22 protein-coding genes are annotated in these 25,128 nt (G+C 71.3%); 10 read left to right on the top strand and 12 right to left on the bottom strand.

Annotation, left to right across the window (positions count from 1 at the left end; translation table 11 throughout):
- Positions 1 to 7 precede the first annotated feature (7 nt).
- Positions 8 to 640, top strand: a complete 633-nt coding sequence (locus tag BLV24_RS05515; RefSeq protein WP_092680081.1) for a glutathione S-transferase family protein — start codon at positions 8 to 10, stop codon at positions 638 to 640.
- A gap of 41 nt (positions 641 to 681) precedes the next feature.
- A complete protein-coding gene (gene betA / locus BLV24_RS05520; protein WP_092680286.1) occupies positions 682 to 2,352 on the top strand; it encodes a choline dehydrogenase in 1,671 nt (556 codons plus the stop codon).
- Between the two features lie 264 nt (positions 2,353 to 2,616).
- Here the strand turns inward: betA and BLV24_RS05525 are convergent, their stop codons facing one another.
- The 10 genes from BLV24_RS05525 to BLV24_RS05570 all read right to left on the bottom strand — a co-directional run bounded on the left by BLV24_RS05525 (position 2,617) and on the right by BLV24_RS05570 (position 13,533).
- On the bottom strand, positions 2,617 to 3,648 hold the full coding sequence (locus tag BLV24_RS05525) for a hypothetical protein (RefSeq protein WP_143040226.1): 1,032 nt from the start codon (positions 3,646 to 3,648) through the stop codon (positions 2,617 to 2,619).
- A gap of 115 nt (positions 3,649 to 3,763) precedes the next feature.
- Positions 3,764 to 4,711, bottom strand: coding sequence for a hypothetical protein (locus tag BLV24_RS05530; RefSeq protein WP_092680083.1), 948 nt, complete (start codon positions 4,709 to 4,711; stop codon positions 3,764 to 3,766).
- A gap of 57 nt (positions 4,712 to 4,768) precedes the next feature.
- Positions 4,769 to 6,082 (bottom strand): TRAP transporter large permease, encoded by a 1,314-nt coding sequence (locus tag BLV24_RS05535; protein ID WP_092680084.1) that lies wholly within the window; start codon positions 6,080 to 6,082, stop codon positions 4,769 to 4,771.
- A gap of 34 nt (positions 6,083 to 6,116) precedes the next feature.
- Positions 6,117 to 6,668 (bottom strand): TRAP transporter small permease, encoded by a 552-nt coding sequence (locus BLV24_RS05540; protein WP_176954631.1) that lies wholly within the window; start codon positions 6,666 to 6,668, stop codon positions 6,117 to 6,119.
- Positions 6,669 to 7,120: 452 nt separating this feature from the next.
- Positions 7,121 to 8,227, bottom strand: coding sequence for a C4-dicarboxylate TRAP transporter substrate-binding protein (locus BLV24_RS05545; protein ID WP_092680086.1), 1,107 nt, complete (start codon positions 8,225 to 8,227; stop codon positions 7,121 to 7,123).
- 338 nt (positions 8,228 to 8,565) lie between these two features.
- Positions 8,566 to 9,702, bottom strand: coding sequence for a C4-dicarboxylate TRAP transporter substrate-binding protein (locus BLV24_RS05550; RefSeq protein WP_092680087.1), 1,137 nt, complete (start codon positions 9,700 to 9,702; stop codon positions 8,566 to 8,568).
- Positions 9,703 to 10,140: 438 nt separating this feature from the next.
- Complete coding sequence (locus tag BLV24_RS05555; protein WP_092680088.1) at positions 10,141 to 11,283, bottom strand: thiolase C-terminal domain-containing protein; 1,143 nt, start codon at positions 11,281 to 11,283, stop codon at positions 10,141 to 10,143.
- Positions 11,280 to 11,696 carry a Zn-ribbon domain-containing OB-fold protein gene (locus tag BLV24_RS05560; protein WP_092680089.1) on the bottom strand — a complete coding sequence of 139 codons (417 nt, stop codon included), beginning with the start codon at positions 11,694 to 11,696 and terminating at the stop codon, positions 11,280 to 11,282. Before BLV24_RS05560 ends, BLV24_RS05555 begins: the two co-directional genes overlap by 4 nt.
- Before the next feature lie 24 nt (positions 11,697 to 11,720).
- Positions 11,721 to 12,587 (bottom strand): MaoC/PaaZ C-terminal domain-containing protein, encoded by an 867-nt coding sequence (locus BLV24_RS05565; protein WP_092680090.1) that lies wholly within the window; start codon positions 12,585 to 12,587, stop codon positions 11,721 to 11,723.
- 25 nt (positions 12,588 to 12,612) lie between these two features.
- On the bottom strand, positions 12,613 to 13,533 hold the full coding sequence (locus BLV24_RS05570; RefSeq protein WP_092680091.1) for an SDR family NAD(P)-dependent oxidoreductase: 921 nt from the start codon (positions 13,531 to 13,533) through the stop codon (positions 12,613 to 12,615).
- Positions 13,534 to 13,893: 360 nt separating this feature from the next.
- Here BLV24_RS05570 and BLV24_RS05575 point away from each other — a divergent pair, with 360 nt between their 5' ends.
- The 8 genes from BLV24_RS05575 (at position 13,894) to pqqE (ending at position 21,334) form a co-directional block, all read left to right on the top strand.
- Entirely contained in the window at positions 13,894 to 15,033 is a 1,140-nt protein-coding gene (locus tag BLV24_RS05575; RefSeq protein WP_092680092.1) for an acyl-CoA dehydrogenase family protein, read from the top strand.
- Positions 15,034 to 15,088: 55 nt separating this feature from the next.
- Entirely contained in the window at positions 15,089 to 15,889 is an 801-nt protein-coding gene (locus BLV24_RS05580; RefSeq protein ID WP_092680093.1) for a GntR family transcriptional regulator, read from the top strand.
- Between the two features lie 65 nt (positions 15,890 to 15,954).
- The gene (locus BLV24_RS05585) at positions 15,955 to 17,544 is read left to right on the top strand and encodes an acyl-CoA synthetase (RefSeq protein WP_092680094.1); all 1,590 of its coding nucleotides are present in this window, start codon (positions 15,955 to 15,957) and stop codon (positions 17,542 to 17,544) included.
- Between the two features lie 456 nt (positions 17,545 to 18,000).
- Positions 18,001 to 18,099 (top strand): pyrroloquinoline quinone precursor peptide PqqA, encoded by a 99-nt coding sequence (pqqA, locus tag BLV24_RS05590; protein ID WP_092680095.1) that lies wholly within the window; start codon positions 18,001 to 18,003, stop codon positions 18,097 to 18,099.
- Positions 18,100 to 18,145: 46 nt separating this feature from the next.
- On the top strand, positions 18,146 to 19,036 hold the full coding sequence (pqqB, locus tag BLV24_RS05595; RefSeq protein WP_092680096.1) for a pyrroloquinoline quinone biosynthesis protein PqqB: 891 nt from the start codon (positions 18,146 to 18,148) through the stop codon (positions 19,034 to 19,036).
- Positions 19,033 to 19,839: a pyrroloquinoline-quinone synthase PqqC gene (gene pqqC, locus BLV24_RS05600; protein WP_092680097.1), complete on the top strand. Its 807-nt coding sequence runs from the start codon at positions 19,033 to 19,035 to the stop codon at positions 19,837 to 19,839. Before pqqB ends, pqqC begins: the two co-directional genes overlap by 4 nt.
- Positions 19,836 to 20,192 carry a pyrroloquinoline quinone biosynthesis peptide chaperone PqqD gene (gene pqqD, locus BLV24_RS05605; RefSeq protein ID WP_092680098.1) on the top strand — a complete coding sequence of 119 codons (357 nt, stop codon included), beginning with the start codon at positions 19,836 to 19,838 and terminating at the stop codon, positions 20,190 to 20,192. Before pqqC ends, pqqD begins: the two co-directional genes overlap by 4 nt.
- Entirely contained in the window at positions 20,189 to 21,334 is a 1,146-nt protein-coding gene (gene pqqE / locus BLV24_RS05610) for a pyrroloquinoline quinone biosynthesis protein PqqE (protein WP_092680099.1), read from the top strand. Before pqqD ends, pqqE begins: the two co-directional genes overlap by 4 nt.
- A 246-nt stretch (positions 21,335 to 21,580) precedes the next feature.
- Here the strand turns inward: pqqE and BLV24_RS05615 are convergent, their stop codons facing one another.
- On the bottom strand, positions 21,581 to 23,863 hold the full coding sequence (locus BLV24_RS05615; protein WP_092680100.1) for a PAS-domain containing protein: 2,283 nt from the start codon (positions 23,861 to 23,863) through the stop codon (positions 21,581 to 21,583).
- 34 nt (positions 23,864 to 23,897) lie between these two features.
- A complete protein-coding gene (locus BLV24_RS05620) occupies positions 23,898 to 25,097 on the bottom strand; it encodes an FIST N-terminal domain-containing protein (protein WP_245710389.1) in 1,200 nt (399 codons plus the stop codon).
- Positions 25,098 to 25,128 lie beyond the last annotated feature (31 nt).

Raw genomic sequence — 25,128 nt, forward strand, 5'->3', positions numbered from 1 at the left:
CCGACCCATGATCATCGTGCATGGACGCGCCACGTCCACCAATGTCCAGAACGTCATGTGGTGCGCGGCCGAGCTGGGGCTCGACGTCGACCGCCGCGACGTGGGCGGCGCCTTCGGCGGAACCGACACGCCCGAATACCGCGCCATGAACCCCAACGGCGTGATCCCGACGGTGGAGATCGACGGGACCGTGCTGTGGGAAAGCGCGGCGATCGTGCGCTGTCTCGCGGCCATGCATGGGGACGAGACCTTCTGGCCGCGCGATCCGCTGACCCGCGCCCGGCTCGACAAATGGGCGGAGTGGGGGCGGGCGACGCTCGCGCCCCGCATGCAGCCCTTTTTCCTGCAGCTGATCTTCGCCCGGCCCGAGAACCGGAACCAGGCGGTGATCGACGCCGCCCGGCCCCCGCTGAAGGCGGCGCTGGGGATTCTGGACGCGCATCTGGCGGGCTCGCAATGGATCGGAGAGGATTTCTCCTTCGCCGACATCCTGCCGGGCGTGCTGATGTATCGGGCGCATGAGCTGGGGCTGGCCGGCGACGACCATCCCAACGTGAGCCGCTGGTATCGCGATCTCGCCGCCCGCCCCGCCTACGCGACCCACGCCATGGTCCCCTTCGACAGCCTGCGCCCGACATGACCGGCGGCGCGGGAGAGGTCGGCATGACCGGGGCCGCCGCCCTGCAGGCGGATTACGTGATCGTGGGCTCGGGCTCGGCGGGCTCGGCGCTCGCCGCGCGGCTGTCGGAGGACGGCCGGCATTCGGTGATCGTCATCGAACATGGCGGAACCGACGCCGGCCCCTTCATCCAGATGCCCGCGGCGCTCAGCTACCCGATGAACATGTCGCGCTACGACTGGGGCTTCGCCTCCCAGCCGGAGCCGGGGCTGAACGGGCGCAGGCTCGCCTGTCCTCGGGGCAAGGTGCTGGGCGGCTCGTCCTCGATCAACGGCATGGTCTATGTGCGCGGCCACGCCCGCGACTTCGACCATTGGGCCGAGATGGGCGCCGCCGGCTGGAACGGCGCCGCCGTCGCCCCCTATTTCCGGCGGATGGAGCACTGGCATGACGGCGGCCATGGCGGCGACGCCGACTGGCGGGGGACCGACGGCCCCCTGCACGTGACCCGCGGCCCGCGGAAGAACCCGCTGTTCCACGCCTTCGTCGAGGCCGGGGCCCAGGCCGGTTTCGGGCGCACCGACGACTATAACGGCCAGCGCCAGGAGGGCTTCGGCCCGATGGAGATGACCGTCTGGCAGGGCCGCCGCTGGTCCGCCGCCAACGCCTATCTGCGCCCGGCGATGAAACGCGGGAACCTGCGGGTGGTCCGCGGGCTCGCCCGCCGGGTGGTGATGGAGGGCGCCCGCGCCACGGGGGTGGAGATCCGCCGGGGCGGCCGCATCGAGGTGATCGGCGCGCGGGCGGAGGTGATCCTGGCCGCGTCCTCGATCAACTCGCCCAAGCTGCTGATGCAGTCGGGGATCGGGCCGGGGGCGCAGCTCGCGGCCCACGGGATCCCGGTGATCGCGGACCGGCCGGGGGTCGGCGGCAACCTCCAGGACCATCTGGAGGTCTACGTGCAGCAGGCCTGCACCCAGCCGATCACGCTGAACCGGCACTGGAACCTGATCGGCAAGGGGCTCGCCGGGGCGCAGTGGCTGTTCTTCAAGCGCGGGCTCGGCGCCTCCAACCAGTTCGAGAGCGCGGCCTTCATCCGGTCCCGCGCCGGGGTGGATTACCCGGACATCCAGATGCATTTCATCCCCATCGCCGTGCGCTATGACGGCAAGGCCCCGGCCGAGGGCGAGGGCTTCCAGATCCATGTCGGGCCGATGCGGGCGACCTCGCGCGGGGCGGTCACGCTGGCTTCGGCGGACCCGGAGGCCGCGCCGGAAATCCGCTTCAACTACATGTCGACCGAACAGGACGTGGTGGATTTCCGCCGCGCCGTGCGCGCCGCGCGCGAGGTGCTCGCCCAGCCCGCCTTCGCCCCCTATCGGGGCAAGGAGATCCAGCCCGGCGCCGCGGTGCGGTCCGACGCGGAGGTCGACGCCTTCGTGCGCGAACATGCCGAGAGCGCCTATCACCCCTGCGGCACCTGCCGGATGGGGCGGGCCGACGACCCGGGCGCCGTGGTGGACCCGGAGACGCGGGTGATCGGGGTCGAGGGGCTGCGGGTGGCCGACAGCTCGATCTTCCCGCGCATCCCCAACGGCAATCTCAACGCGCCCTCGATCATGGTGGGGGAGAAGGCGGCGGACATGATCCTCGGCCGCGCCCCCCTGCCCCCCGAGAACGCCGAGCCGTGGATCGCGCCGAACTGGCGGGAGAGCGACCGCGAGGGCGTCTGACGGCGCCCGATCGGTCCCTGCGCGCGGGCCGCAGGCTGCGGGGGCGGAGCGCGCGCCGTCCCCGGCCAGTCCCCGCCCCGGCCTGCCCCGGTCCGGGCGTCCGCGGCGCGGCCGAAGGCGGTTGCGCGGCGCGGGCGTAAACTCGGGGCGCGGCGCAGCCTTCGGCCGCGACCTCGCCCCCCCCGGCGCTGGGCGCGGGACCGGGCCGCTTCGGCCGAGCGCCACCGACCGGGCGGGCGCCGGCGTCCCGGCCCGCCTCCGGGCTCAGAAATCCAGCGTGGCGCCGATCGACCAGCCGATCATGTCGTCGCCCACCAGAACCGAGCCGCGGATCGCCCCGCCCTCGATATAGGGGAACGTCTCCCGGTCCACGACGCGGATGCCGGCCCCGACCTCGCCATAGCCGGTGAAGCCGAGCGCCGCGCCCTGCGACCCGATCAGCGACGCGCCGCCGACGAAGCCGATCCAGCGCAGATCCCGCCCCATCAGGGTGGCGCCGGTCGGCCCTTCGAACTCCGCATGTCCGGTCACGGTGTCGAAGGCGGAGGCGCTGCTCCGCTCCCACGCCGGGTCGGAGGCGTCGACCACATCGGCCCAGAGCCGCGTGTAGCGGCCCGCGAAGCTGAAATCGATCTCGTCGGTGAAGGGCGCGTCGTAGAGCAGTTCCAGCGCGCCGCCATAGAGCAGGCTGTCCACGCGGGCGTTGAGCAGGATGCCCCGGGTCGCGGCGTCGGCGAAGCGGGCGCCGGGGCCGGTGAACTCACTGTCGTCCTCCACCCGGCTGTAGCCGATCAGCGCCACCGGGCGGACGCGCAGGCCGGGAGGGCCGTCGAACTCCACCCCCGCCCCGCCGATGGCGGAATAGGTGCTGAGATCATAGCGGATGTCGGTGGGGCCGCGGGTGGGGTGGAACTGCGCGCTGTCCCTTTGCGACAGCGACGACCAGCCGAACACCCCTTCGACAAAGGGCCGGGCGCCCGCGGCCATGTCCGCGAACGTGTAGCCCATCGGGAAATTGGTGGTGCTGATCGTGTCGCCGTCGATGGTGTAATGGGCCGAGCTCAGCCCCTTCTCCCCGGCGAAGAGCGCCAGCGCCTGGTAATCCGAGGCCAGCGGCGAGCGGCTGAGCACGCCGCGGTAGATGTCGCGCGAGGCCGCGACGCTCTGCGCCGACGCCCCCCCCACGCCCAAACCCAAACCCAAACCCAAGCCCGCAACCGTCATCACCGCCCGGATCGTGGCCGAAGCGAACCCCGCGCGGCCTGCGACGCGGATGACGGAGGGCGATGAGGTCATGAACGCAGGCTCCAGAATCGACATGCACTCTGGTTTTACGCGATACGCCCCAACCTGTTAACCCTCCGTCACCCGCCCTGTCGCGACAAGTCTCCGGGTCTGGCGCGGGGCGGCCTCAGCCCGCCGCCTCCAGCGCCTTGCGACGGTCCTCGTAGCCTTCGTAGGAGGCCTTCAGGACCGCGTGGTTGAGCAGGACCACCGCCCGCGGGGCCCCGGTTTCGAGATCCGACAGCGTGGTGCGGGTCCAGTAGGATTCCGTGCGCCCGCTCTCGGCGATGGCGGCGATTTCGCGGTGCACGCCATAGGTCTCGCCCACGAACAGCGGACCGTCGATCAGCCGCATTTCGAGATCCGCGTAAAGCCCGATGGCCGGCCCCTTGACCGGGAAGCCGGCGGACTTCGACCCGTAGGCGGCGAGCACCGAGATCATCTCCATCGGGATCGCCGCCCGCCCCCAGGGGGAGGCCGCGTCGTCGGAATAGGCCGGCATGTTCTCGGTGATGGCGTCGAGCTTGCGGCGCAGGGTGAACGGGTAGAGGTCGCCCATGTGGTCGTCCATGCCCATGGTCGCCGTCTCCCCCGCCCGGCCGGTCATGCCGAGGCGCAGATCCTCCAGGATCACCAGCTTGCCCGGCGGGCGCAGGCGGGCCTTGCGGGATTCGAGCAGCGTTTCGGAATGGTCGGGGCCCAGCGTGGCGGAGGCGTCGAGCACCCGCGTGCCGTCGGCCTTCTCGGCCCAGCACTCGGCCCGGCGGGCGCCGTCCTCGGGCATCCGGACGAAGGCGCGGACCTCCTCGCCCTCCACCACCATGTTGAGGAAGTGGACCGAGAGGCAGCCCTGCTCGAACCAGGCCTGGCCCCAGATGCGGCTCAGCAGCGGCTCGAACTGGGAGAAATGCGTCGGCCCCTCGATGGGGCCGGCGCGGAAGCCGAGCTTCTCGGCCATGGCGTCGTCGTGGATGGATGTGTGGCCGTCATAGGCCTGATCGGCCAGCATCTGCCGGGGCGCGCGCAGCGGCCCCGACAGGATGCCGTCGGTCAGGGTCAGGGGCGTGTCGAACATTGGGGTCTCCTCCTCCCGTTCGCCGCCGCCTCGTCCATGCCGGTTCCCCCCGGCGCGTCAGCCCATATGCATGAGGCTGGGCAGCCAGAGCGAGATCCCGGGGAAGGCGATCAGCAGCGCCATGATGATCACTTCGCAGCCCAAGAACCAGAGCACGCCCTTGAAAACCGTCTGCAGGGGCACGGAATCCCCGGCGACGTTCTTCACCACATAGACGTTGAGCCCCACCGGCGGGGTCAGCAGCCCGACCTCGATCATCTTGACCACGATCACGCCGACCCAGATCAGGTTCATGTCGAGCGCGTCGAAGGCCGGCAGGAACACCGGCAGGGTCAGCAGCATGACTCCGATCGGGTCGAGGAACATGCCCAGGATCAGGTAGACGATGGACAGCGCGATCACCAGGCTGACCGGGCCCAGCTCCAGATGGCTGACCAGGTCCGCGATGAAGCCCGGAATGCCCGCCATGGCGAGGAAGCGGGTCAGCATCACCGCGCCGATGGCGAGGAAGAACAGCGACGAGGTGGTGCGCAGCGCGTCGCGCACCGAGTCGCCGAGGGTCTTCTTGTTGAGGTTGCCCATGAAGGCGCCGATGATCAGCGCGAAGGCGGCGCCGAGCGCGCCGGCCTCGGTCGGCGTGGCCATGCCCGAATAGATCGAGCCGATCACGCCCAGCACCAGCACCGGCATCGGCCAGACCTGGAGCAGCGCCTGGAACTTCTCGCGCCAGGTGACCTTGATCGCGACCTTGGGGGCGAGCGAGGGATCGACGATGCAGCGCCCCACGATCATCACCGTGTAGAGCGCGGCGGTCAGCAGGCCGGGGATCAGGCCGGCCATCAGCAGCATGCCCACCGACTGTTCGGTGAACCATCCGTAGATGACGAAGGCGATGGAGGGCGGGATCAGCGCCCCGAGCGTGCCCGAGGCCGCGACCGTGCCGGTGGCCAGCGCCTTGTCATAGCCGAACTTGAGCATCTCGGGGATGGCCAGCCGGCCCACCGCCGCGGATGTGGCGATGGACGACCCCGACGCCGCCGCGAAGCCCGCGGCGGTGAAGTTGGTGGCCACCGCCAGCCCGCCTGGAAGCTCGTTCAGCCATAGCCTCGCGGCCGTGTAGAGCGAACTGGTCAGGCCGGTCTGATAGGCGACCGCGCCCATCAGCAGGAACATCGGCACGGCCGAAAGCTCCCACGACGAGGCGAAGTCATGGGGCAGCGAGCCGATGAGGCCGAGCGCGGCGCCCTTGGAACGCACCAGCCAGATCCCCACGAAGGAGACCGAGCCGAGCGCGAAGGAGATCGGAACCCGGAGCGCCAGCAGCACCATGATGGCGGCCACGCCGAGATAGCCGATAGTCAGATTGTCCATGTCGTTTTCCTGCGGATCGGTATCTGGGACGCGCTCAGGCGGCGTGATCTTCGGTGGGTTCGTGGGGCTTGGGCTCGGAGATCAGCCGCTTGCCGGTGGCCGCGAAGCTGAGATTGTCGAGCGCCTGCAGCGCCAGCCACACCAGCATCAGGGTGGCCCCGATGGGCAGGAACCAGCGCGCCGGCCAGACCTGCATGTGGAAGGTCGCGGTCTCCCACTCCTCGCCGCGCTCGGTCATCTTGATCGCCTTCTCGATCGAGCTGTCGAGCATCGTGCCGACATAGAGCAGGCCGATCACGCAGCCCAGCAGCTTGACCGCCGAGAGCGCGCGGGGCGCGAGCTTCTGGGTGAACATCTCGACTTCCAGATGCTCGTTGTCGCGGGTGACCACGCCCAGGGGCAGGAACACCAGGGCGACCATGTAATAGCTCGCCACCGTCTCCAGCGTGGTGGGGATGGGCCAGTTGAAGAAATGCTTCATCAGCACATCGAGCGCCACCTGGGTCATCATCAGCAGCATGATCGCGCCGCCGATCAGGCCCACGGCGCCGGAGATGGCTGAAGCGATCTTCTCTATGGTTCGCATGTCGGTCTTTCGGTGTCGGAAGTGAGGGACGGCGTTGTCGTCCGGATCAGCGGCGGGCGCCAGATGCGGGGCGCGATACGGCGCGGCGCGCGGCGATGAGGCGCGACGCGGAGGGGGCGGGGCCATGGCGGCGCCGGGCGGATCGGTCCTCCTGCGGACGGGCCGCGGGGACGGATCGGCCCGGCGCCGCGAGGCGGGGGCGCGCGGCGCGGTCCCGGATGCGCGCGCGGTTCAGGCGTCGGGCCCCGGACCGGACGGCGCCTCGGGCGGGCGCCGGGACCGGGGCCGTGACGGGGGCCCGGACGGCGGCTCTGGAACGCGAGACGGTCATCTGTCGGACCTGGCGGCCTTCGGGAACGGCCCCCCGGCGTCGGGGGGCCGGAGAGGCGGGCCGCAGGGCCGGGACGGCGGGCGCGAGGCCCCCGTCCCGGTCCCCCCGGCCCGGCCGGGGATCAGTGCTCGATCTTCGAGAAGATTTCGGTGCGCAGCGCCTCGGCGTAGGCGGCCTTGTCGTCGCCGACCTCGGCCACGATCCCGCGCCACTTCTCGACCAGATCCTTGTAGCCCTGGACCACTTCCTCGGCGTTCTCGATGCCGTCGGCCTTGCCCTGCTCGGCGGCGGCGGCGTACTCGGTCGGGCGGATCTCGGCGATCTTGTCGGCGAGGTCCTTGTCGGCCGGGTAGACGACGGCGCCGGCTTCCTCGGCGGCGGCGATCGCCGCCGCGTCCTCGGCGGCGTAGGCCCACTGGATGTTGGCGATCAGGTCCGGCAGACCGTCGATGATCGCCTGACGCTCGTTCGGCTCCAGATCGTCCCAGACGTCCTGGTTGAGGTTCATCACCATCGAGCCGATATAGGCGCCCAGCGGATCGGACACGATCGACTTCACGAAGTCCTTGATGTTGTAGGCGGTCAGCCAGGCGGCGGAGCCGACGGAGCAGTCGGCCTGGCCGCGCTGCATGGCCTCGTACATCTCGGCCGAGGTGATCGACACCGCGGTGCCGCCGAGCGTGTTCATCAGCACGCCCATGCGCGAGGTGGCCCGCGCCTTCTTGCCGGCCAGGTCATCCAGCGAGGTGACCTTGGACGTGCACATCAGCACGTAGGGCGAGGTCGAATACCAGGCCAGCGGCTTGACGCCGTTGCGCTGGTAGTCGTCGAGGCAGGCCGGGCAGTGCAGCAGCTGGTATTCGTTCATCGCAGCGGCGAAGGCGAGCACGTCGTCGGCGGCCACGAACAGCGAGGACAGCAGCGCCGAATGCGGCAGGTCGCTCTTGACGTAGACATCGACCACGCCGGCGGCGTCGAGCACGTTGTCGCCGACCGCGCCCAGAAGCTCCTTCGGGCCGCCCATGGCGCCGCCGAAGAAGGCGGTCCAGGTGATCGAGCCGTCGGTGTCGGCGGTGATCTTGTCGAAATAGGGCGTCATGCCTTCGGTGTTCACCGGATGCGTGGTCGAGATGTAGTGGCCGTAGGTCAGCTCGCGGGCCATGGCCGGCGCGGCGATCGTCGTCGCCACGGCGGTTGTGAGCGCAAGCGCGGTCCGGGTGATGTTCATGTGGTTTCCTCCCTTTGGATGCCTTTGTTCCCCGCCGGTCCTCGATGCGCCTTCGGCGCGCCGGGGACCGGGAAGTCTTTTCTTGGGCGCAAGTTACCCTCGCGCTCGTCGCCAGACAAGGAGCAAAGCGAAACCCCGGACCGCCGTGCGGAACACCCGCTCGGGGCAGGACCGCCCGGCGGAAGGTCCCCGGCTTGTTCAGCCGGCTGATGCTTTCCCCCTTGCGCGGGCGATGGCGGCGGCCTCCCTCGCGCGCCGCCATCGCCCTTGTCGTTCGCCCTGGTCGATCCCGCGTGTCGAGCCCGGCCGGTCGCCCCGGCCCGGCCCGACCGGCCGGATCAGTAGTCCAGCTTGTCGTAGATCTCGCGCTTCAGCGCGGCGGCGTACTTGGCTTTGTCGTCGCCGACCTCTTCGGACATGATCTTGCGCCACTTGTCGACGGTGGCGCGGAAGCTGGCCACGATTTCGGCGGCGTCGTCGATGCCGTCCTCTTCGCCCTGCTTGATGGCCACGTCGTACTCGCCCTCGCGGAAGGCGGCCACGGCGGACATGAAGTCCTCGGACGCCTCGACGACCTGGCCGTCCTCACGGGCGGCGACCTCAGCCATGGCGGCGTCGGCCTCCTCCAGGTAGACCCAGTTGATGTCGGCGGTCATCTGCGGAATGTTGTCGATGATCGCCTGCTTGTGGGCCGGCTCCAGGTCCTCCCAGCGGTCGGCGTTCATGGTCAGGACCATGGTGCCGTAATAGGCGCCCAGCGGGGTGGACACCACGGACCGCACGAAGTCCTTGATGTTGTAGGAGGTCAGCCAGGCCGCCGGCCCGACCGCGCAGTCGGTGGAGCCGCGCTGCATGGCCTCGTACATCTCGGCCGAGGTGATCGACACCGCGGTCGCGCCCATGCCCTGCATCATCGCGCCGAAGCGGGACGAGGTGCGGACCTTCTTGCCGGCGAGCTCGTCGAGCGTGCTGACCGGCTCGGCGCACATCAGCACATAGGGCGAGGTCGCGTAGTAGCCGAGCGCGACGATTCCGTTATCCTCGCGCTCCTCGGCGCAGGAGGGGCAGTTGAGCAGCTCGTGCTCGGCCATCGCCGCGCCGTAGAGCCGGCTGTCGTCGGCGGTGGCCAGCAGGCCCGAGATCATCGCGGACACGGGCAGCGAGGACTTGGTGTAGACGTCCACCACCGCGCCGGAATCGAGGATGTTGTCGCCGATGGCGCCCAGCAGCTCCTTCGGCCCGCCCATGGCGCCGCCGTAGAAGGTGGTCCAGGTCAGCTCGCCGCCGGTGGCTTCGGTCACGCGGGCGAAGAACGGGTCGAGGCCGACGGAATGCACCGGGTGGGTGGCGGAGATGTAGCCGCCATAGGACAGCTCCTCGGCGCCCGCGGGGGCGGCCAGCGCCACGGCGGAGGCGGAGACGGCGGCAAGGACGGCGGCCCGGGAGCGCGCGCGCGCGCTCGACATCAGGGTCATTCGGTTTCCTCCCAGAAGGGTGCGATTTCGATGATGCGCCGGCGCTTCTCGGCCGCTTGGCACTGCGGGGGCGAGATTGGAACAGCCGCGCGGCGCACTCCCAGAATATGGCCAGAATCGGTGTTTCACAAGGCGATCTCGGAATATTCGCTCCGCTATGCGGAATGAACTTGCCGCAGGGCGAACCAATTTCAGACGCGAACCGTCCGTTCCGCACGGACCTCGCGGCGCGCTGCGGCAACCGGGGCGTCCGGCGGCGGCGGACGGTCGCGACGCAGGCCCGCCCCGCCCCGCGCCCCGCCGGCCCTCCGCGCCTCCAGGTCGCACCACGCGCCCCGGACCGGCGCCTCGATGGCCCGCGCGGCAGGGCCGCCCGCGATGTCGGACGGCCCTCGCGCCGGGCCCGCCTCGGGGCCCGACGGGCTTTCCCGCCCGGCCTCAGCCGGGATCGTTGGTCATCACCACCGTGCCCGAGGCCGCGAACATGCCCCCGACCCCGTGACAGACCGAGACCCTGGCCCCCTCCACCTGCGCGGGGGACGTCCCCCGCATCTGCCGCACGCTCTCCTGCAGGGCGTACATGCCGTACATCCCCGAATGCATGTAGCTGAGCCCGCCGCCATTGGTGTTGAGCGGAAGCTTGCCGCCGGGGCGGGTGTTGCCCTCGGCGATGAAGGCCCCGCCCTCGCCCTTGCCCACGAAGCCCAGGTCCTCCAGCCCGTAGACCGGCAGATGCGCGAAGGCGTCGTAGATCATCAGGTGATCGACTTCGGAGTGCTTGAGCCCGGCGCTTTCGAAGGCGAGCTTGCCCGACATGCGGAAGGCGGCGGAGGAGGTGAAGTCCTTCATCTGGCTCACCACCGGGGTCTCCGCGCTTTCGCCGGCGCCGCGGATGTAGACGGGCTTCTGGCGAAGGTCCTTCGCCCGCGCGGCCGAGGTCAGCACCAGCGCGCCGCCGCCATCCGTCACCAGGCAGCACATCAGCTTGCGGAACGGCCAGCAGATCATCTTGGAGTTCAGGACGTCGTCCACGGTGATCGGATCGCGGAAGCTGGCGCGCGGGTGGAAGGCGGCCCATTCGCGCTGCACCACGGCGACCATGGCGAGCTGCTCTTCGGTCAGCCCGTCATCCTTCATCTTGCGCATCACCGGGATGGTGAAGCGCGACGGCGGGATGGAGACGCCGTAGGGCGCTTCGAACTGCGCGTCGAACTGGGAGGGGAAGACCGGCCGGCCGAGCACGCCCACCCGGTTCCGCCCGCTCTCGCCATGGGTGATGAGCACGGTTTCGCACAGGCCCGCCTCGATGGCCGCCACCGCATGGCGCACATGCACCATGAAGGAACAGCCGCCGACGGAGGTGCCGTCCGCCCATTTCGGCACGATCCCGAGGTAATGCGCGACCTCGGTGGAGTTGTGGCCCGCGGTGGCCACGCCGTCGATGTCGCGCACGGTCAGGCCCGCGTCGGCGATGGCGTTGAGCGCGGCGTCGGCGTGCAGGCCGATCTGGGAAAGCTCGGGGATCTTGCCCAGCTCGGTGGTTTCGGCGGCGCCGACGATGGCGACGGAATTGGGGATCATTTCGGCGCTCCCGCGGGTTTGAACTGCGGGAGGGTGATGGCGTCGGTGATCTTCTCGAACGTCACCTCAAGCGGCATGTCGAGCACCAGCGCCTCGGGCGTCTGCTCGCATTCGAGGATGTTGGCCATCATCCGCGGGCCTTCCTCCAGCGCCACCACCGCCACCGCGAAGGGAGGCTTCATCCCCGGCGCGCCGAGATGGTTGATGATGTAGCTGTAGAGCGTGCCGCGGCCCGAGGCGGTCTCCACCTTCACATCGCGCGATCCGCATTCGGGGCAGAAGGGGCGGGGCGGGAAATAGGCGTCGCCGCAGGCGTTGCAGCGCTGAAGGCGAAGCTCGCCCGCCTGGGCGCCGTCCCAGTAGTGCCGGGTTTCCGGCGTCGGGGTGGGGACCACCCGATCGGTCGTGGACACGTCGATATTCCTTTTCTCAGGCGCTCAGGGCGCGACCGTCGCGCGGCCCTGGTCGAGCACGACCACGTCGCGCTCCTCGACCACGGCGCGGAAAACGAAGGCGCCGCCGCCCTCATCCCAGATCTCGGTGCGGATGGTCTCGCCCGGATAGACCGGCGACGAGAACCGCAGCGACATGGACTTGAGCCGGTCCGGCTCCGACCCGCAGCATTCCCGCAGGATCGCCAGCCCCGCCACGGCGTAGGAGCAGAGGCCATGCAGGATTGGGGCCTTGAAGCCCGCGGTCGCCGCCACTTCGGGTGACGCATGAAGCGGGTTCGGATCGCCGGAAAGCCGATATATAAGAGCGGCCTGCGGAAGAGTCTTGAAGCTGTTTACGAGGTCCGGAGCCCGATCCGGCAAAGGCGGGGCCTTGGGCTTGGGCTTGGGCGTGCCGCCGAAACCGCCGTCGCCGCGCGCGAAGGTGGTCGCGGTCAGCGTGGCCAGCTTCTCGCCGGTCGCCTTGTCGGTCAGGGTCCGCTCCAGATAGAGCAGCGCGCCCTTGCCCTCCCCCTTGTCGGAGATCTCGGCCACCCGGGTCCGGCCGATCACGGTCGCCTCGGCGGGCAGCGGCGCGTGCAGTTCCATCCCCTGCTCGCCATGCAGGACCTTCTGCCAGTCGATGCCCGACTCCGGGTCGCGGACCCAGAAGCCGGGCCCGGCCAGCACCACCGCCATGGTCGGCAGCGCCGCGAAGCCGTCCTGCTCCTCGAAGAGAAAGCGCAGCTGCGCCGCGTCGAGCGGATCCCCCCCGAGCCCGACGCCGAGCGCGTAGAGGATGGAATCCTTGGAGGTGTAGGCGTGCTCCACCGGCTGGAACGGCCAGTTGAGGATCTTCTGTTCGTCGATCATGTGCGTGTTCCCTGCCCCGTCCCGCTCAGATCGGGTCCCAGGTGAAGATGTCGGACGACCGGTCCAGCGGATAGGCCGAGCCGGCGAAGGCCGGCAGCGCCGTCTCGACCACGGAGGTCGGGGTCCAGCCCTCGGCGGTGTGGACCGAGCGGATCGGGCGGTTCTGCGAGAAGAGATACATCTCGTTGCGGCGCACGCCGAAGATCTGGCCGGTGATCTTGCGGCCCTCCTCGGTCGCCAGCCCGGCGACCAGCGGCGCGATCTTGGCCGGCGTGGACTGCTTGGCCTTCTCGATCCGCTCGGCGTCGGCCTCGGAATTGATCGGGATGGTGCCGACGAGGCGCGACCAGGCGAAGGGCGCCACGCAGTTCGACGACACGCCGAAGCGGTGCATGTCCAGCGCCAGCGACTTGGACAGCCCGATGATGCCCATCTTGGCGGCGGAATAGTTGGCCTGCCCGAAATTGCCGATCAGCCCGGAGGTCGAGGTGAAGTGCACGAACACGCCCGAGCCCTGCGCCTTGAAATGCGGGGCGGCGAAATGGGAGGTGTTGAACGAGCCGTTGAGGTGGACGTTGATGACGATGTCCCATTCCTCGGGCGTCATGCGGTGGAAGATCACGTCGCGCAGGATGCCGGCGTTGTTCACCACGCAGTCGATCCTGCCGAAGGTGTCCACGGCCTGCTCGACCATGGCTTTGGCGTCCTTGCGGTCGGCGACCGAGCCGAAATTGGCCTCGGCCTCGCCGCCGGCCTCGCGGATGGCGTGGACCACTTCCATGGCCGGCACGTTGGAGGCCGATTCCGCCTCGCCCTTTTCGTTGGAGCCGAGGTCGTTGACGATGACCCTGGCGCCCTCGGACGCCATCAGCAGCGCGATTTCGCGGCCGATGCCGCGGCCGGCGCCGGTGACCAGGGCGACCTTGCCCTCCAGAAGCTTGCTCATGCGGTTTCCTCCGTCTGGGGCCGGCCGTCGTCTCTGCGGACGCGCGCCGGCGGGGGCCGTCCACGGCCCTGTGCGATGATGATCCTCGGGAACGGGGACGCCTTGCGCCGAACGGCCCGACGCGACGCAGCCCGTGCGGTCGCGTGCGTGATCGCCGCCTGTCGCGCCATGCGCGGTCTCCCCCCGGTTTCGCGCCCCCGCCGCGTCTCGCCGTCGCGACTCGCCCCTTTCGGAGCGGTCAGCGGGGTGCTATGAGTTATTTGTTATAACAACCGTGGCCCCGCGCCGCGCCGCTGTCAAGCCGCAGCCGCGCGGCGCGAGGGGCGCGCACCCGGCCCAAGTCCTGGGAGGAGGACCCCCATGCTCAACACCCGCTCCGTGCTCGAACCCGAACACGAGGATTTCCGCCGCGCCGTCGCCGCTTTCATGGAGCGCGAGGTGGTCCCCAACTATCCCGAATGGGAGAAGAACGGCGTCGTGGACCGCGAGGTCTGGCCCAAGGCCGGCGAAGAGGGCCTGCTTCTGATGACCGCGGCCGAGGAATACGGCGGCGCCGGCGTCGACTTCCGCTACGCCGCCGTGCTGAACGAGGAGATGTCCAAGCGCGGCATCTCGGGCCCCGGCTTCGGGCTGCATTCCGACATCGTCGCCCCCTATTTCACCCATTACGGGACCGAGGAGCAGAAGCAGCGCTTCCTGCCCCGCATGGCCAGGGGCGAGATCATCGGCTCGATCGCGATGACCGAGCCGGGCGCGGGCTCGGACGTGCAGAACATCAAGACCACGGCGCTGAAGGACGGCAACGAATACGTCGTCTCGGGGGCCAAGACCTTCATCACCAATGGCGAGCTGGCCGACTTTGTGCTGGTCGCCGCCAAGACCGACCCGTCGCTGGGCGCCAAGGGCATCAGCCTGATCGTGGTGGAGACCAACCGCGAGGGTTTCTCGCGCGGCAAGAAGCTCGACAAGATGGGCGAGAAGGCCCAGGACATCGCCGAACTGCATTTCGACAATATCCGCGTCCCCCCCGAGAACCTGATCGGCGAGGAGGGCAAGGGCTTCAAATACCTGATGGAGCAGCTTCCGCAGGAGCGTCTGGGCCTGGTCCTGAAATGCTGCGCCTCCATGGAAGCCGCGCTGGAATGGACGCTGGAGCACGTGAAGCAGCGCCAGGCCTTCGGCGGCGTGCTGCTGGACCTGCAGAACACCCGCTTCAAGCTGGCCGAGTGCAAGACCGAGACCCAGATCGCCCGGCTTTACGCGGACCGGCTGCTGGAAATGCACATCAAGGGCGAACTCGACGTGGCCACCGTCTGCGGCGCCAAGTTCTGGATGTCGGAGCTTGAGCAGAAGGTGATCGACACCTGCCTTCAGTTCTTCGGCGGCTACGGCTACATGATGGAATATCCCATCGCCAAGGCCTATATCAACGCGCGGGTTCACAAGATTTACGCAGGGTCCAACGAGATCATGCGCGAAGTCGTCGCCCGCACCCTCTGACCCGCCGCGCTTGCAGCCGGAGGGCGGCCCGCGCCGCCCTCCGCGAAGGACCGCCATGGCCGCCGACGACCCCGCCCTCCGCGCCGATCCCGCCCCCGATCCGGCCCCCGATCCGGCCCGCGACCCGAACCGCGACCCCGGCGCCGGCTGGGCGCGTCCCATCGCGCGCGAAAACCTCAACGACCGCGCCTATCTCGCGATCCGCGAGGCGCTGACCTCCGGCCACCTGATGCCGGGCGAGACCCTGCGCCTGCGGCCGATGTCGGCGCGGTTCGGGATTTCGGTCACCCCGATGCGGGAGGCGTTCATCCGGCTCGTCTCGGAAAAGGCGCTGGCCTTCGACGCCCGCGGCACCGTCGTGGTGCCCGAGCTGACCCGCGCCGAGATGACCGAGATCGGGGCGATCCGCGCCGATCTGGAAGGGCGCGGCGCGGCGGAGGCGGCCCTGCGCGCCTCGCCCGAGGCCATCGACGCGCTGGAGGCGATCCATCGGCGCATCGTCGCCCTGCACAAATCCGGCGACTATCGCGGCGCGGTCCAGGTGAATTCCCAGTTCCACCTGGAGCTCTGCCGCATGTCCGAAGGCCCGATCCTGCTGGAGCTGGTCGAAGGGCTGTGGGTGCGCACCGGCCCGACGCTCTGGCACGCCGACGCCGCCCGCGCGCCCCGCTGGCGCCCCGGCCCGCATGTGGACCTGATCGCCGCCCTGCGCGCCCGCGACCCCGACGCCGCCCGCGCCGCCATGCGCATCGACGTGGACCGCTGGCTGCGCGGCTATCTCGCCTACGCCGCCGATACCGAAACCCATGACGCGGCCCCCGCGCCCGCAACGCCCGCGCCGCCCCGCTCCGGCTGACGCAAGCCATGCGGGCGGCGACGGGCGCACAACAACACGAAGACGACCCCGGAGGAGACGACCCCATGACCGCGCAGACCCGCGACCCCGCCCCCCATTTCCGGGATGATGAGCGCCACCCGGCCGTCTGGGCGGCGAAGACCCCCGACCGCCCGGCGATCATCGACGCCCGCGACGGCTCGGTCATCACCTACGCCCAGTACGAGGCGCGCTCGAACCGGGTCGCCCACCTGATGCGCGCCGCGGGGCTGAAGCCCGGCGACCACATGGCCGTGTTCCTGGAGAACCGGCCCGATTATTCGCTGCTGGTCTGGGGCGCCTGGCGGGCGGGGCTGCGGGTCACCGCCATCCCCACCCACCTGACGCCAGACGAGATCGACTACATCCTCGCCGATTGCGGGGCGCGGCTGCTCATCACCTCCGCCGCCAAGGCCGATGTCGCGGCGCAGCTGCGGGCCGCGGGCGTGCCGGCCGAGGCGCGGTTCATGATCGACGGGGCCGCGCCGGGCTTCGTCGCGCTCGAACCCGCGCTGGCCGCCCTGCCCGACACCCGCATCCCCGATGAGGTCGAGGGCATCGAGATGCTCTATTCCTCCGGCACCACCGGCCGCCCCAAGGGCGTGCTCAAGCCGCTGCCGCCCGAGCCCTTCGGCACGCCGTCCCGCGGCTTCCTGTTGGCCGCCACGCGCTGGGGCTTCGACGAGAACACGGTCTGGCTGCATCCCTCCCCGATGTATCACGCGGCCCCGCTGGGCTACGCGCTGCGGGTGATCCGCTTCGGCGGGACCATCGTCTCGGTCCCCCGCTTCGACCCGGAGCAGTGCCTGGCCCTGATCGAGAAGCACCGGGTGACGCATTCGCAATGGGTGCCCACCCATTTCGTGCGCCTGCTGCGGCTGCCCGAGGAGGTCCGCGCGAAATACGACGTCAGCTCGCTGAAATCCGCGATCCACGCCGCCGCCCCCTGCCCGGTCGACGTCAAGAAGGCGATGATCGCCTGGTGGGGGCCGGTGATCGACGAATACTACGCCGGCTCCGAGGGCAACGGCATGACCACCATCAGCTCCGAGGAATACCTGCGCAAGCCGGGCTCGGTGGGGCGGGCGCTGATCGGAAAGGTCCGCATCTGCGACGATGACGGAGAGGAACTGCCGGTCGGGTCCGAGGGCGTGATCTTTTATTCCGACAACCCGGTCTTCGAATATCACAACGACCCCGCCAAGACCGCCGAGAGCCGCAACCGTCACGGCTGGAGCACGCTGGGCGACGTCGGCTACCTGGACGAGGAGGGCTATCTGTTCCTCACCGACCGGCGCAGCTTCATGATCGTCTCGGGCGGGGTGAACATCTACCCGGCGGAGGTCGAGAACCTGCTGATCTCCTGCCCCGGCGTGGGCGACGTGGCGGTGATCGGCGTGCCCAACGACGAGTTCGGCGAGGAGGTGAAGGCGGTGGTGGAGCCCATCAACCCCGCCGCCGCGGGGCCGGAGCTGGAGGCGGACATCATCGCCTGGTGCCGCGCCCGGCTGAGCCATGTGAAATGCCCGCGCTCGGTGGATTTCGTGGACCGGCTGCCGCGGGGCGACAACGGCAAGCTCTACAAGCGCAAGATCCGCGACGCCTACTGGGAGGGCCGCGGCCGCCGCATCGCCTGAGGCGCGTCGCGCCGGCCCCGCGCGCGAGGCGCGAAATCGGGAGACGTCTCCGCCCGCGCCCCCCCCTCGGGCCGCGCCGCGGGCGGGAGGTCTCAGCCCTCGCGCGGGCGGACGCGGCGCCTCCCGCCCCACAGGAGGCGCCGCGTCCACCGGAGCGCCTGTCGCGCGGTCCCGCCCGCGGCGCGCGGCGGGCGGCGGCGCATGTGGCGAGGGCTCTTCCCCGCCGGGTCGGCTCTTCCCCGCCGGGTCGGCCCTTCCCCGCGCCTCCCGCCTGCCCCCGCCTGCGGCCCCCTCCCCCCCGCCCGCGGCCCCTCCCCCCTGCGCCCCTCCCCGCACGCCCCTCCCCGCACGCCCCCGCCTACGACCAAGGTCCGATTGATCGCCGGCTCTTCCCTGCGATGCTCGTCAAAGGCCCGGAGAGGCCGGGCGGCAACGACACCAGCGGAGGATACGCACATGGCCTGGACCACCCCCGAACTGCACGAATTCGCCTGCGGCATGGAGATCAACATGTATTTCCCGGCCGAGGACGAGCGCGACCAGGACCTGTTCTGAGCGCGGCGGCCGCGACGCCGGGGCGCCCTTCCATGTCTCCTCTCCCATGAAGGTCATCCTCCTCGGCGCCGCGGCCGGCGGCGGCCTGCCCCAGTGGAACTGCGGCTGCGTAAATTGCGACGCCGCCCGCGCGGGCCGGCTCGCGCCGCTTACCCAGTCCTCGCTGGCCGTCTCGACGGATGGCGCGGCCTGGGCGCTGATCAACGCCTCCCCCGATATCGGCGCCCAGCTGCGCGCCGCCCCGGCGCTGCACCCCACCGGCCCGCGCCGCTCGCCGATCCGCGCGGTGCTGCTGACCAACGGCGACATCGACCATGTCGGCGGCCTCCTGACCCTGCGCGAGAAACAGCCCTTCGACCTGCGCATGACCGGAGAGATCGCCGCCGTCCTCGCCGCCAACCCGATCTTCGGCGCGCTGGACCCCGCCCTCGTCCCCCGCCTGCCCGTGGCGCTGGACGCCCCGTTCGAGCTGCTGCCCGGCCTGACCGCCACGCTTTTCGCCGCCCCCGGCAAGGTCCCGCTCTACCTGGAGGGCGAGGGGGTGGAGACCGCGCTGGAAGGCGAGCAGACCGTGGGCGTGAGCCTGGTCTCGGGGGCCTCGCGCGTCGTGATCCTGCCCGGCTGCGCGCGCGTGACCCCGGCGCTGGAGGCGCGGATCGAGGGCGCGGACCTGCTGTTTTTCGACGGCACCCTGTGGGAGGACGACGAGATGATCCGCCTCGGCCTCGGGACCAAGACCGGCGCCCGCATGGGCCATATGAGCATGTCCGGCCCCGAGGGCTCGATCGCCGCGCTGGCCGGGCTTTCGGTCGGAACGCGGGTCTTCGCGCATATCAACAACAGCAATCCCGCCCTGCGCCCCGACGGCCCCGAACGCGCGGCGCTCGAGGCCGCCGGCTGGATCCTCGGACAGGACGGCATGGAGTTCGAGACATGAAGCACGCGCCCCCCCCGGCCGACGGACAGGCCCCGGATCGCCGGACAGCCGCCCCGCGCCCGCCCGCGGACGAGGCGCAGACCCCGGACGCCTTCGAAGCCCGTCTCCGCGCCATCGGCGCCGCGCGCTACCATGACCGCCACCCGTTCCATCACCGCCTGCATGGCGGCGACTGCACCCCCGACGAGGTCCGCGCCTGGGTGATCAACCGCTTCTACTACCAGTCCCGCATCCCGATGAAGGACGCGGCCTTCATGTCCCGGGTCGAGAGCCCCGCGCTGCGCCGCGAATGGCGCTCGCGCATCGAGAACCACGACGGCGGCGCCCCCGGCGAAGGCGGCATCGCGCGCTGGCTGCGGCTGGCCGAGGCGGTGGGGCTGGACCCGGCCTATGTGGCCTCCGCCCACGGGGTGCTGCCGGCGACCCGCTTCGCGGTGGACGCCTATGTGCGCTTCGTGCGCGATATGCCGCTGCTCGACGCCGTGGCCTCCTCGCTGACCGAGATGTTCGCGCCCAGGATCCACGAGGACCGCATCGCCGGCCTGCTCAGGCATTATGATTTCGCCGACGACCGGGCGCTGAGCTATTTCCGGACCCGGCTGAAGGAGGCCCCGGCCGACGTCGCCTTCGGCCTCGCCTGGGTGCTGGACCATGCGCGGACGCGACCCGAGCAGGATGCCGCCGCCGCCGCGCTGACCTTCAAGACGGACGTGCTGTGGAGCCAGCTCGACGCGCTCTGGGCCGCCTATGTGGAGGGCCGCGTCCCTCCCGGCGCCTGGCGGCCGGGCGAGGGCATGGCATGAGCGGGGGCGCCGGCGCCGCGCCCCCCGCCGCGCCTGCGGCGGCGGGGCCGCGCGCGCCCGCCCCGCCGCCGCCCCACGGCCTTTCCCCGGACTGCCGCCCCCGCCTGCTGCGTGGCGTGCGGGTCAAGCATGACGCGGTGCGCGGGGTTCCGGTGCTGCTGGCGCCCGAGCGGGTGATCCGGCTCGACCCCATCGGCGCCGCGATCCTGGAGGAGACCGACGGCGCCCGGACCTTCGCCGAGATCGTCGCCGCGCTCGCCGCGCGCTTCGACGCCCCGCGCGACCGGATCGAGGGCGACGCCGGGCGCTTTCTCGCCGCGCTCGTCGCCCGACGCATGGCGGAGGCCCCATGACCCGCGCGCCCGACCCCCTCGCCGCCCGGGGCGCGCCCCCCGCCCCCACCCCCGCCCCCGCGCCCGCCCCCCCGCTGGCGATGCTGGCCGAGCTGACCCATCGCTGCCCGCTCGCCTGCCCCTATTGCTCCAACCCGCTGGAGCTGACGGCGCGGGCGGGCGAGCTTTCCACCCTCCAGTGGGCCCGGATCTTCGAGGAGGCGGCGGCGCTCGGCGTGTTGCAGCTGCATCTGTCGGGGGGCGAGCCGCTGGCGCGCCGGGACCTCGAAGAGCTGGTGCGCGCGGCGCGGGGCGCGGATCTCTACACCAACCTCATCACCTCGGGCATCGGGCTGACCGAACGGCGGCTGGACGCGCTGGAGGCCGCCGGGCTCGACCATGCGCAACTGTCCCTGCAGGGCGTGGATGCCGCCAGCGCCGACGAGATCGGCGGCTATCGCGGCGGCTATGTCCGGAAACGGCAGGCGGCGGCGTGGATCGTGCAGCGGGGCGTTCCGCTGACGCTCAACGCGGTGATGCACCGGCGCAATCTGGACCGGCTGGAAGAGACCATCGCCCTGGCCGAGACCATGGGCGCCCGGCGGCTGGAAGTCGCCACCGTGCAGTTCCACGGCTGGGCCGCGAAGAACCGCGGCGCGCTGATGCCGACGCGGGACCAGGCCAGGCGGGCGGGCGAAGTGGTGGCGGCGGCGCGCAGGCGGCTCGCGGGCCGGCTGGTGATCGACTATGTGCCGGCGGACCACCACGCGGACTATCCCAAGGCCTGCATGGGGGGCTGGGGCTCGACCGGGCTGAACGTGACGCCGGACGGGACCGTGCTGCCCTGCCACGCGGCGCAGAGCATCCCGGGGCTGGTCTTCGACAATGCGGCGCAGCGGCCGCTGGCCCGGATCTGGCGCGAGGGCGCGGCCTTCCGCGCCTATCGCGGCGATGACTGGATGCAGGAGCCCTGCCGGTCCTGCGACCGCAAGGGCCGGGATTTCGGCGGCTGCCGCTGCCAGGCGATGGCGCTGACCGGGGACCCGGCGGCGACGGACCCGGTCTGCGTGAAGTCCCCCCACCGCGCGGCCCTGGTCGCCGCGGCGGAGCGCGATGCGCACGACGCCGCCGCGACGCTGACCTGGCGGGCGGCGGCGAGCTAGACGGCCCCCCCTGCCCTCGATCCCGCCCCCCGCTCCGAAGCGCCGCGTCAAGCGCGCGCCGATGGCCCGGTCCCGCCCGCGGCGCGCGGCGACGGGGCCGCCTGCGGACCCGTTTCCTGATGGCGGGCGACGGCGAGGGTCGGAGACGGCGCCGCCGGGCGCCCGGCCGAAGCGCGCCGCGGGCGGGACCGGGACGCCGGGCGGAAGGGCCGTCGCGGCGCTCCCCTCCCCGCCGCCCGCGCGCCCCTAGCCGGGGGGGACGGCGGCGGCCAGCAGCAGGCTCAGCCGCTCCGGATCCACGGGCTTCTCCAGGTAGGACAGCCCCGCCGCCATGCAGGCCGCGCGCAGGGCCGGGGTGCGGTCCGCCGACATGATCGCCGCCGGCATCCGCCCGTAACGCGCCCGCAGCGCCGCGATGCAGTCGAGCCCGTTGCGGCCCTCGTCCAGGTGGTAGTCCACCAGGGCCACGTCCGGGGCCACGCCGACTTCCTCCAGCAGCGCCAGCGCCTCGCCCTCCGACGCCACGTCGAAGCAGGACACGTTCCAGCTCTCCAGCAGGGTCGTCAGGGCGTGGCGCAGTTCGCGGTCATTCTCCACCACCAGCGCGATCAACGCATCCAGCCCCCGCGTCGCCGGCGGCCGCGGCGCGACCCGGCCCCCCGTCCGCGTTCCGCCATCGGGGCCGCGGCCCTCACGGCCCTCACGGCCCTCGCGCGCCTCTCCCCGCACATCCGCCCGCGGCAGGGTCAGCAGGAACCCCGCCCCCCGCCCGGGCTCGGAGACCAGCTCCAGCCGGTGATCGAGCAGCGCGCAGGCCCGTTCCACGATGGCGAGGCCGAGCCCCACCCCCTCCGACATCCGCCCGGGCCGGTCCAGCCGCTGGAACTCCTTGAAGATCAGCTCGCGCTTGTCCGCCTCGATCCCCGGGCCGGTGTCCCAGACCTCCAGCCGCAACCCGTCGCCCCGCCGCCGCGCCCCCACCAGCACCCGCCCCCGATCGGTGTAGCGGATGGCGTTGGCGATCAGGTTCTGCAGCACCCTCCGCAGATGCGACGGGTCGCTGTCCACATGCCCCCGGCAGTCCATCACCCGCAGTTCCAGCCCCCGCGCGCGGGCCATCGGCTCGAACTCCTCGCGCAGGGGCCGCAGGATGCGCGAGACCGGGAACACCGAGCGCTCCACCGCCGCCTGCCCGCTGTCGAGCCGCGAGATGTCGAGCAGCGAGGCCAGGATCCCCTCCACGCTTTTCAGCGCGTTCGCCGCCCGCCCCGCCACCTGCCGCGGGCCGTCGTCCAGGTCCATCTCCCGCAGGGAGGCGAGGAACAGCTTGGCCGCCGACAGGGGTTGCAGCAGGTCATGCGAGGCCGCCGCCACGAAGCGCGACTTGGAGGCGTTGGCCCGCTCCGCCTCCGCCAGCGCGTCGGCGAGCGCGAGCGTGCGTTCCTCCACCCGCGCCTCCAGCGTCTCGTTGGCCCGGCGGATGGCGGCGACGGCCTCGCGCTCGGCGGTCACGTCGGTGAAGGAGATCACGAAGCCCGCATCCGGCATCTCCTGCGCGAAGACGTCGAGCGTCGACAGCCCCCGGTGGCGCACCTCCAGCCGCAGCGGCGGCCGGGCGCGGCGCCGCGCCACCCAGTCGGTCAGCCGCCGCTCCGCCCCCGGCGCCCAGGCCAGATCGAGGGAGAACCGCTCGTAGAGCGTCTCGAAGGACCGCCCGATGCGCAGGGTATGGGCGGGCGGGCCCAGCAGCTCGCGCAGGCGGCGGTTCCAGCCCACCAGCAGGCCCTGCGCGTCGAAGATGCAGATGCCCTGGTTGATATGGTCGAGCGTCGCGCGGATCAGCCTCGCCTGATCGTCGAGCAGCCGTTCGCGTTCGGCCCGCTCCAGCCGGATCATGTCGGTGACGTCGGTCTGCAGGATGGCCGAGCCGCCGTCGGGCGTGCGGTATTCGTTCACCTGGATCCAGCGATCGCCCGCGAGCCGCACGTTGAACGACGACTGCGGCTCCCGGTGCCGGCGCAGGCGGGTTTCGGACCAGGCGGCGGGGGACTGGCCGGACGGCAGCGACAGATGCGGCGAGCGCGAGATCGCGTCCACATAGTCCGAAAAGCTCAGCCCCGGACGCAGGGCGCGGCGGATGTCCGGCATCCCCAGCCCGAAGCGGGCGTTGAACATGACCAGCCGGTCCTCCGCGTCGAACAGCGCGAAGCCCTCCTGCACCGCCTCGATGGCGTTGGAGAGGTCGGCGCGGGCCCGGTCGGTGGCGGCCCGCGCCAGCCCCAGCCGAGCGTTGGTGTCGTTCAGCAGGGCGAGCGTCTGCTCCAGCTCGGTGGTCCGCGCGCGGACCTCCTCCTCCAGCGTCAGGGCGCGCTGGAACTGGGCGTAGGCGGCGCCGTCGGGCGAGGCCGAAAGCTCCACCCGCCGCATCAGCGCGGCCGCGATGCGGCGCAGCTTGGCGGCCTGCCGCTCCGGCGGCTCGGACGGGTCGGTGAGCCAGTCGGCGGCGGAGTCGTCCGTGGGGGCGGTCATGGGGCGGTCATGTGGCGGGGATCATGGCGCGCGCTCAGGCCGGATCGCGCCGCGGCGGGATAGCGCCCTCGGGCCGGTAGATCGCCACCCCGGTCAGGGTCTGGTTCACATGCACGGAATTATACTGCTCCCCGAAGGTGTTGAACCCCACGACCCGCCCGGCCGACAGGATGTCGGAGATGGCCCGCGCGGTCTGGCTCCGCTCCGCCGCCACCCGCCGCAGCACGCAATCGCAGGCGAGGATGCCGGCCGGCGCGCCCTCCGCCTCCAGCGCCTCCAGCGCCTCGCGCAGGTTGGCCTCGGCGTCCATCGGCTCGGCCAGCGTCAGCACCAGCCCCTCGTCGATGGCCGAGAAGAAGGCGAGGTCGCCATTGGGCTCCACCTTGCCGATGGCCCGCACATGGTGGCGCCCGCCGACCGAGACCATCACCGGATGCTCCGAGAAGATCAGCGGCGACAGCTGGTCGGGATCGAGCCCCAGGATGCGGGCGTATTCGCGGGCCGCGGGCTCGGCGTTGATCTCGCGCACCAGCCGGCGTTCGGGATCGGCGCCGGTGACCACCATCTTGCGGGCGGTGGGGCGCAGGTTGTCGAAGTTGAAGACCTTCACCCGATAGGCGGAGCGCACCAGCGCCAGCACCGCGGCGTCGGTGTGGAACCGCCCCTCATGCAGCACATAGGCCCGCCCGAAGATCAGCGCGTCCCCGGCCGAGCCGCCGAACAGCGGCATCGACCCCAGCGCCGCGCCCAGCGCCGCCACCAGCGGCTCCTCGCGCATCGACATGCCGTCGACCATCAGGAAGGCGAATTCGTCGGTCCAGCGCGGCGCCTCTCGGGCGAGCTCGGCGCGCAGCGACGCGGCGCTTTCCGTGGCCGCGGCCCGGCGGAACCCCGCGAGGTCGGAGACGAAGCAGATCCGCGCCGCGAAATGCGCCTCCGGCAGGCCCACGGCGACGATCTCGTTCTCCGCGTAGCCCTGGGCCGAAATCTCGCCGGCCGTGGTGCAGCCGATGACATGCGCCCCCCCGAAGGCCCCGGAGGCCGCGCGGGCCACGGCGTCGAGATCGGCGGAGGAGGACACGAACAGGATCACGAGCGCCATCGGTTCCGCCGACAGCGCCTCGGATAGCGCGGAAAGGGCGACGGCCGCGTTCTCAGCCGGCGCATGGGCGGCGACGAAGCCGGATATGCGCGGATCGAGACCGGCCGCGCGCGGCGCGGGCCCGTCATCCAAGGGCGTTCTCTCCCTGCCGGGTCTCTGGCGG

The organism is Albimonas donghaensis (assembly GCF_900106695.1).
Lineage (GTDB): Bacteria > Pseudomonadota > Alphaproteobacteria > Rhodobacterales > Rhodobacteraceae > Albimonas > Albimonas donghaensis.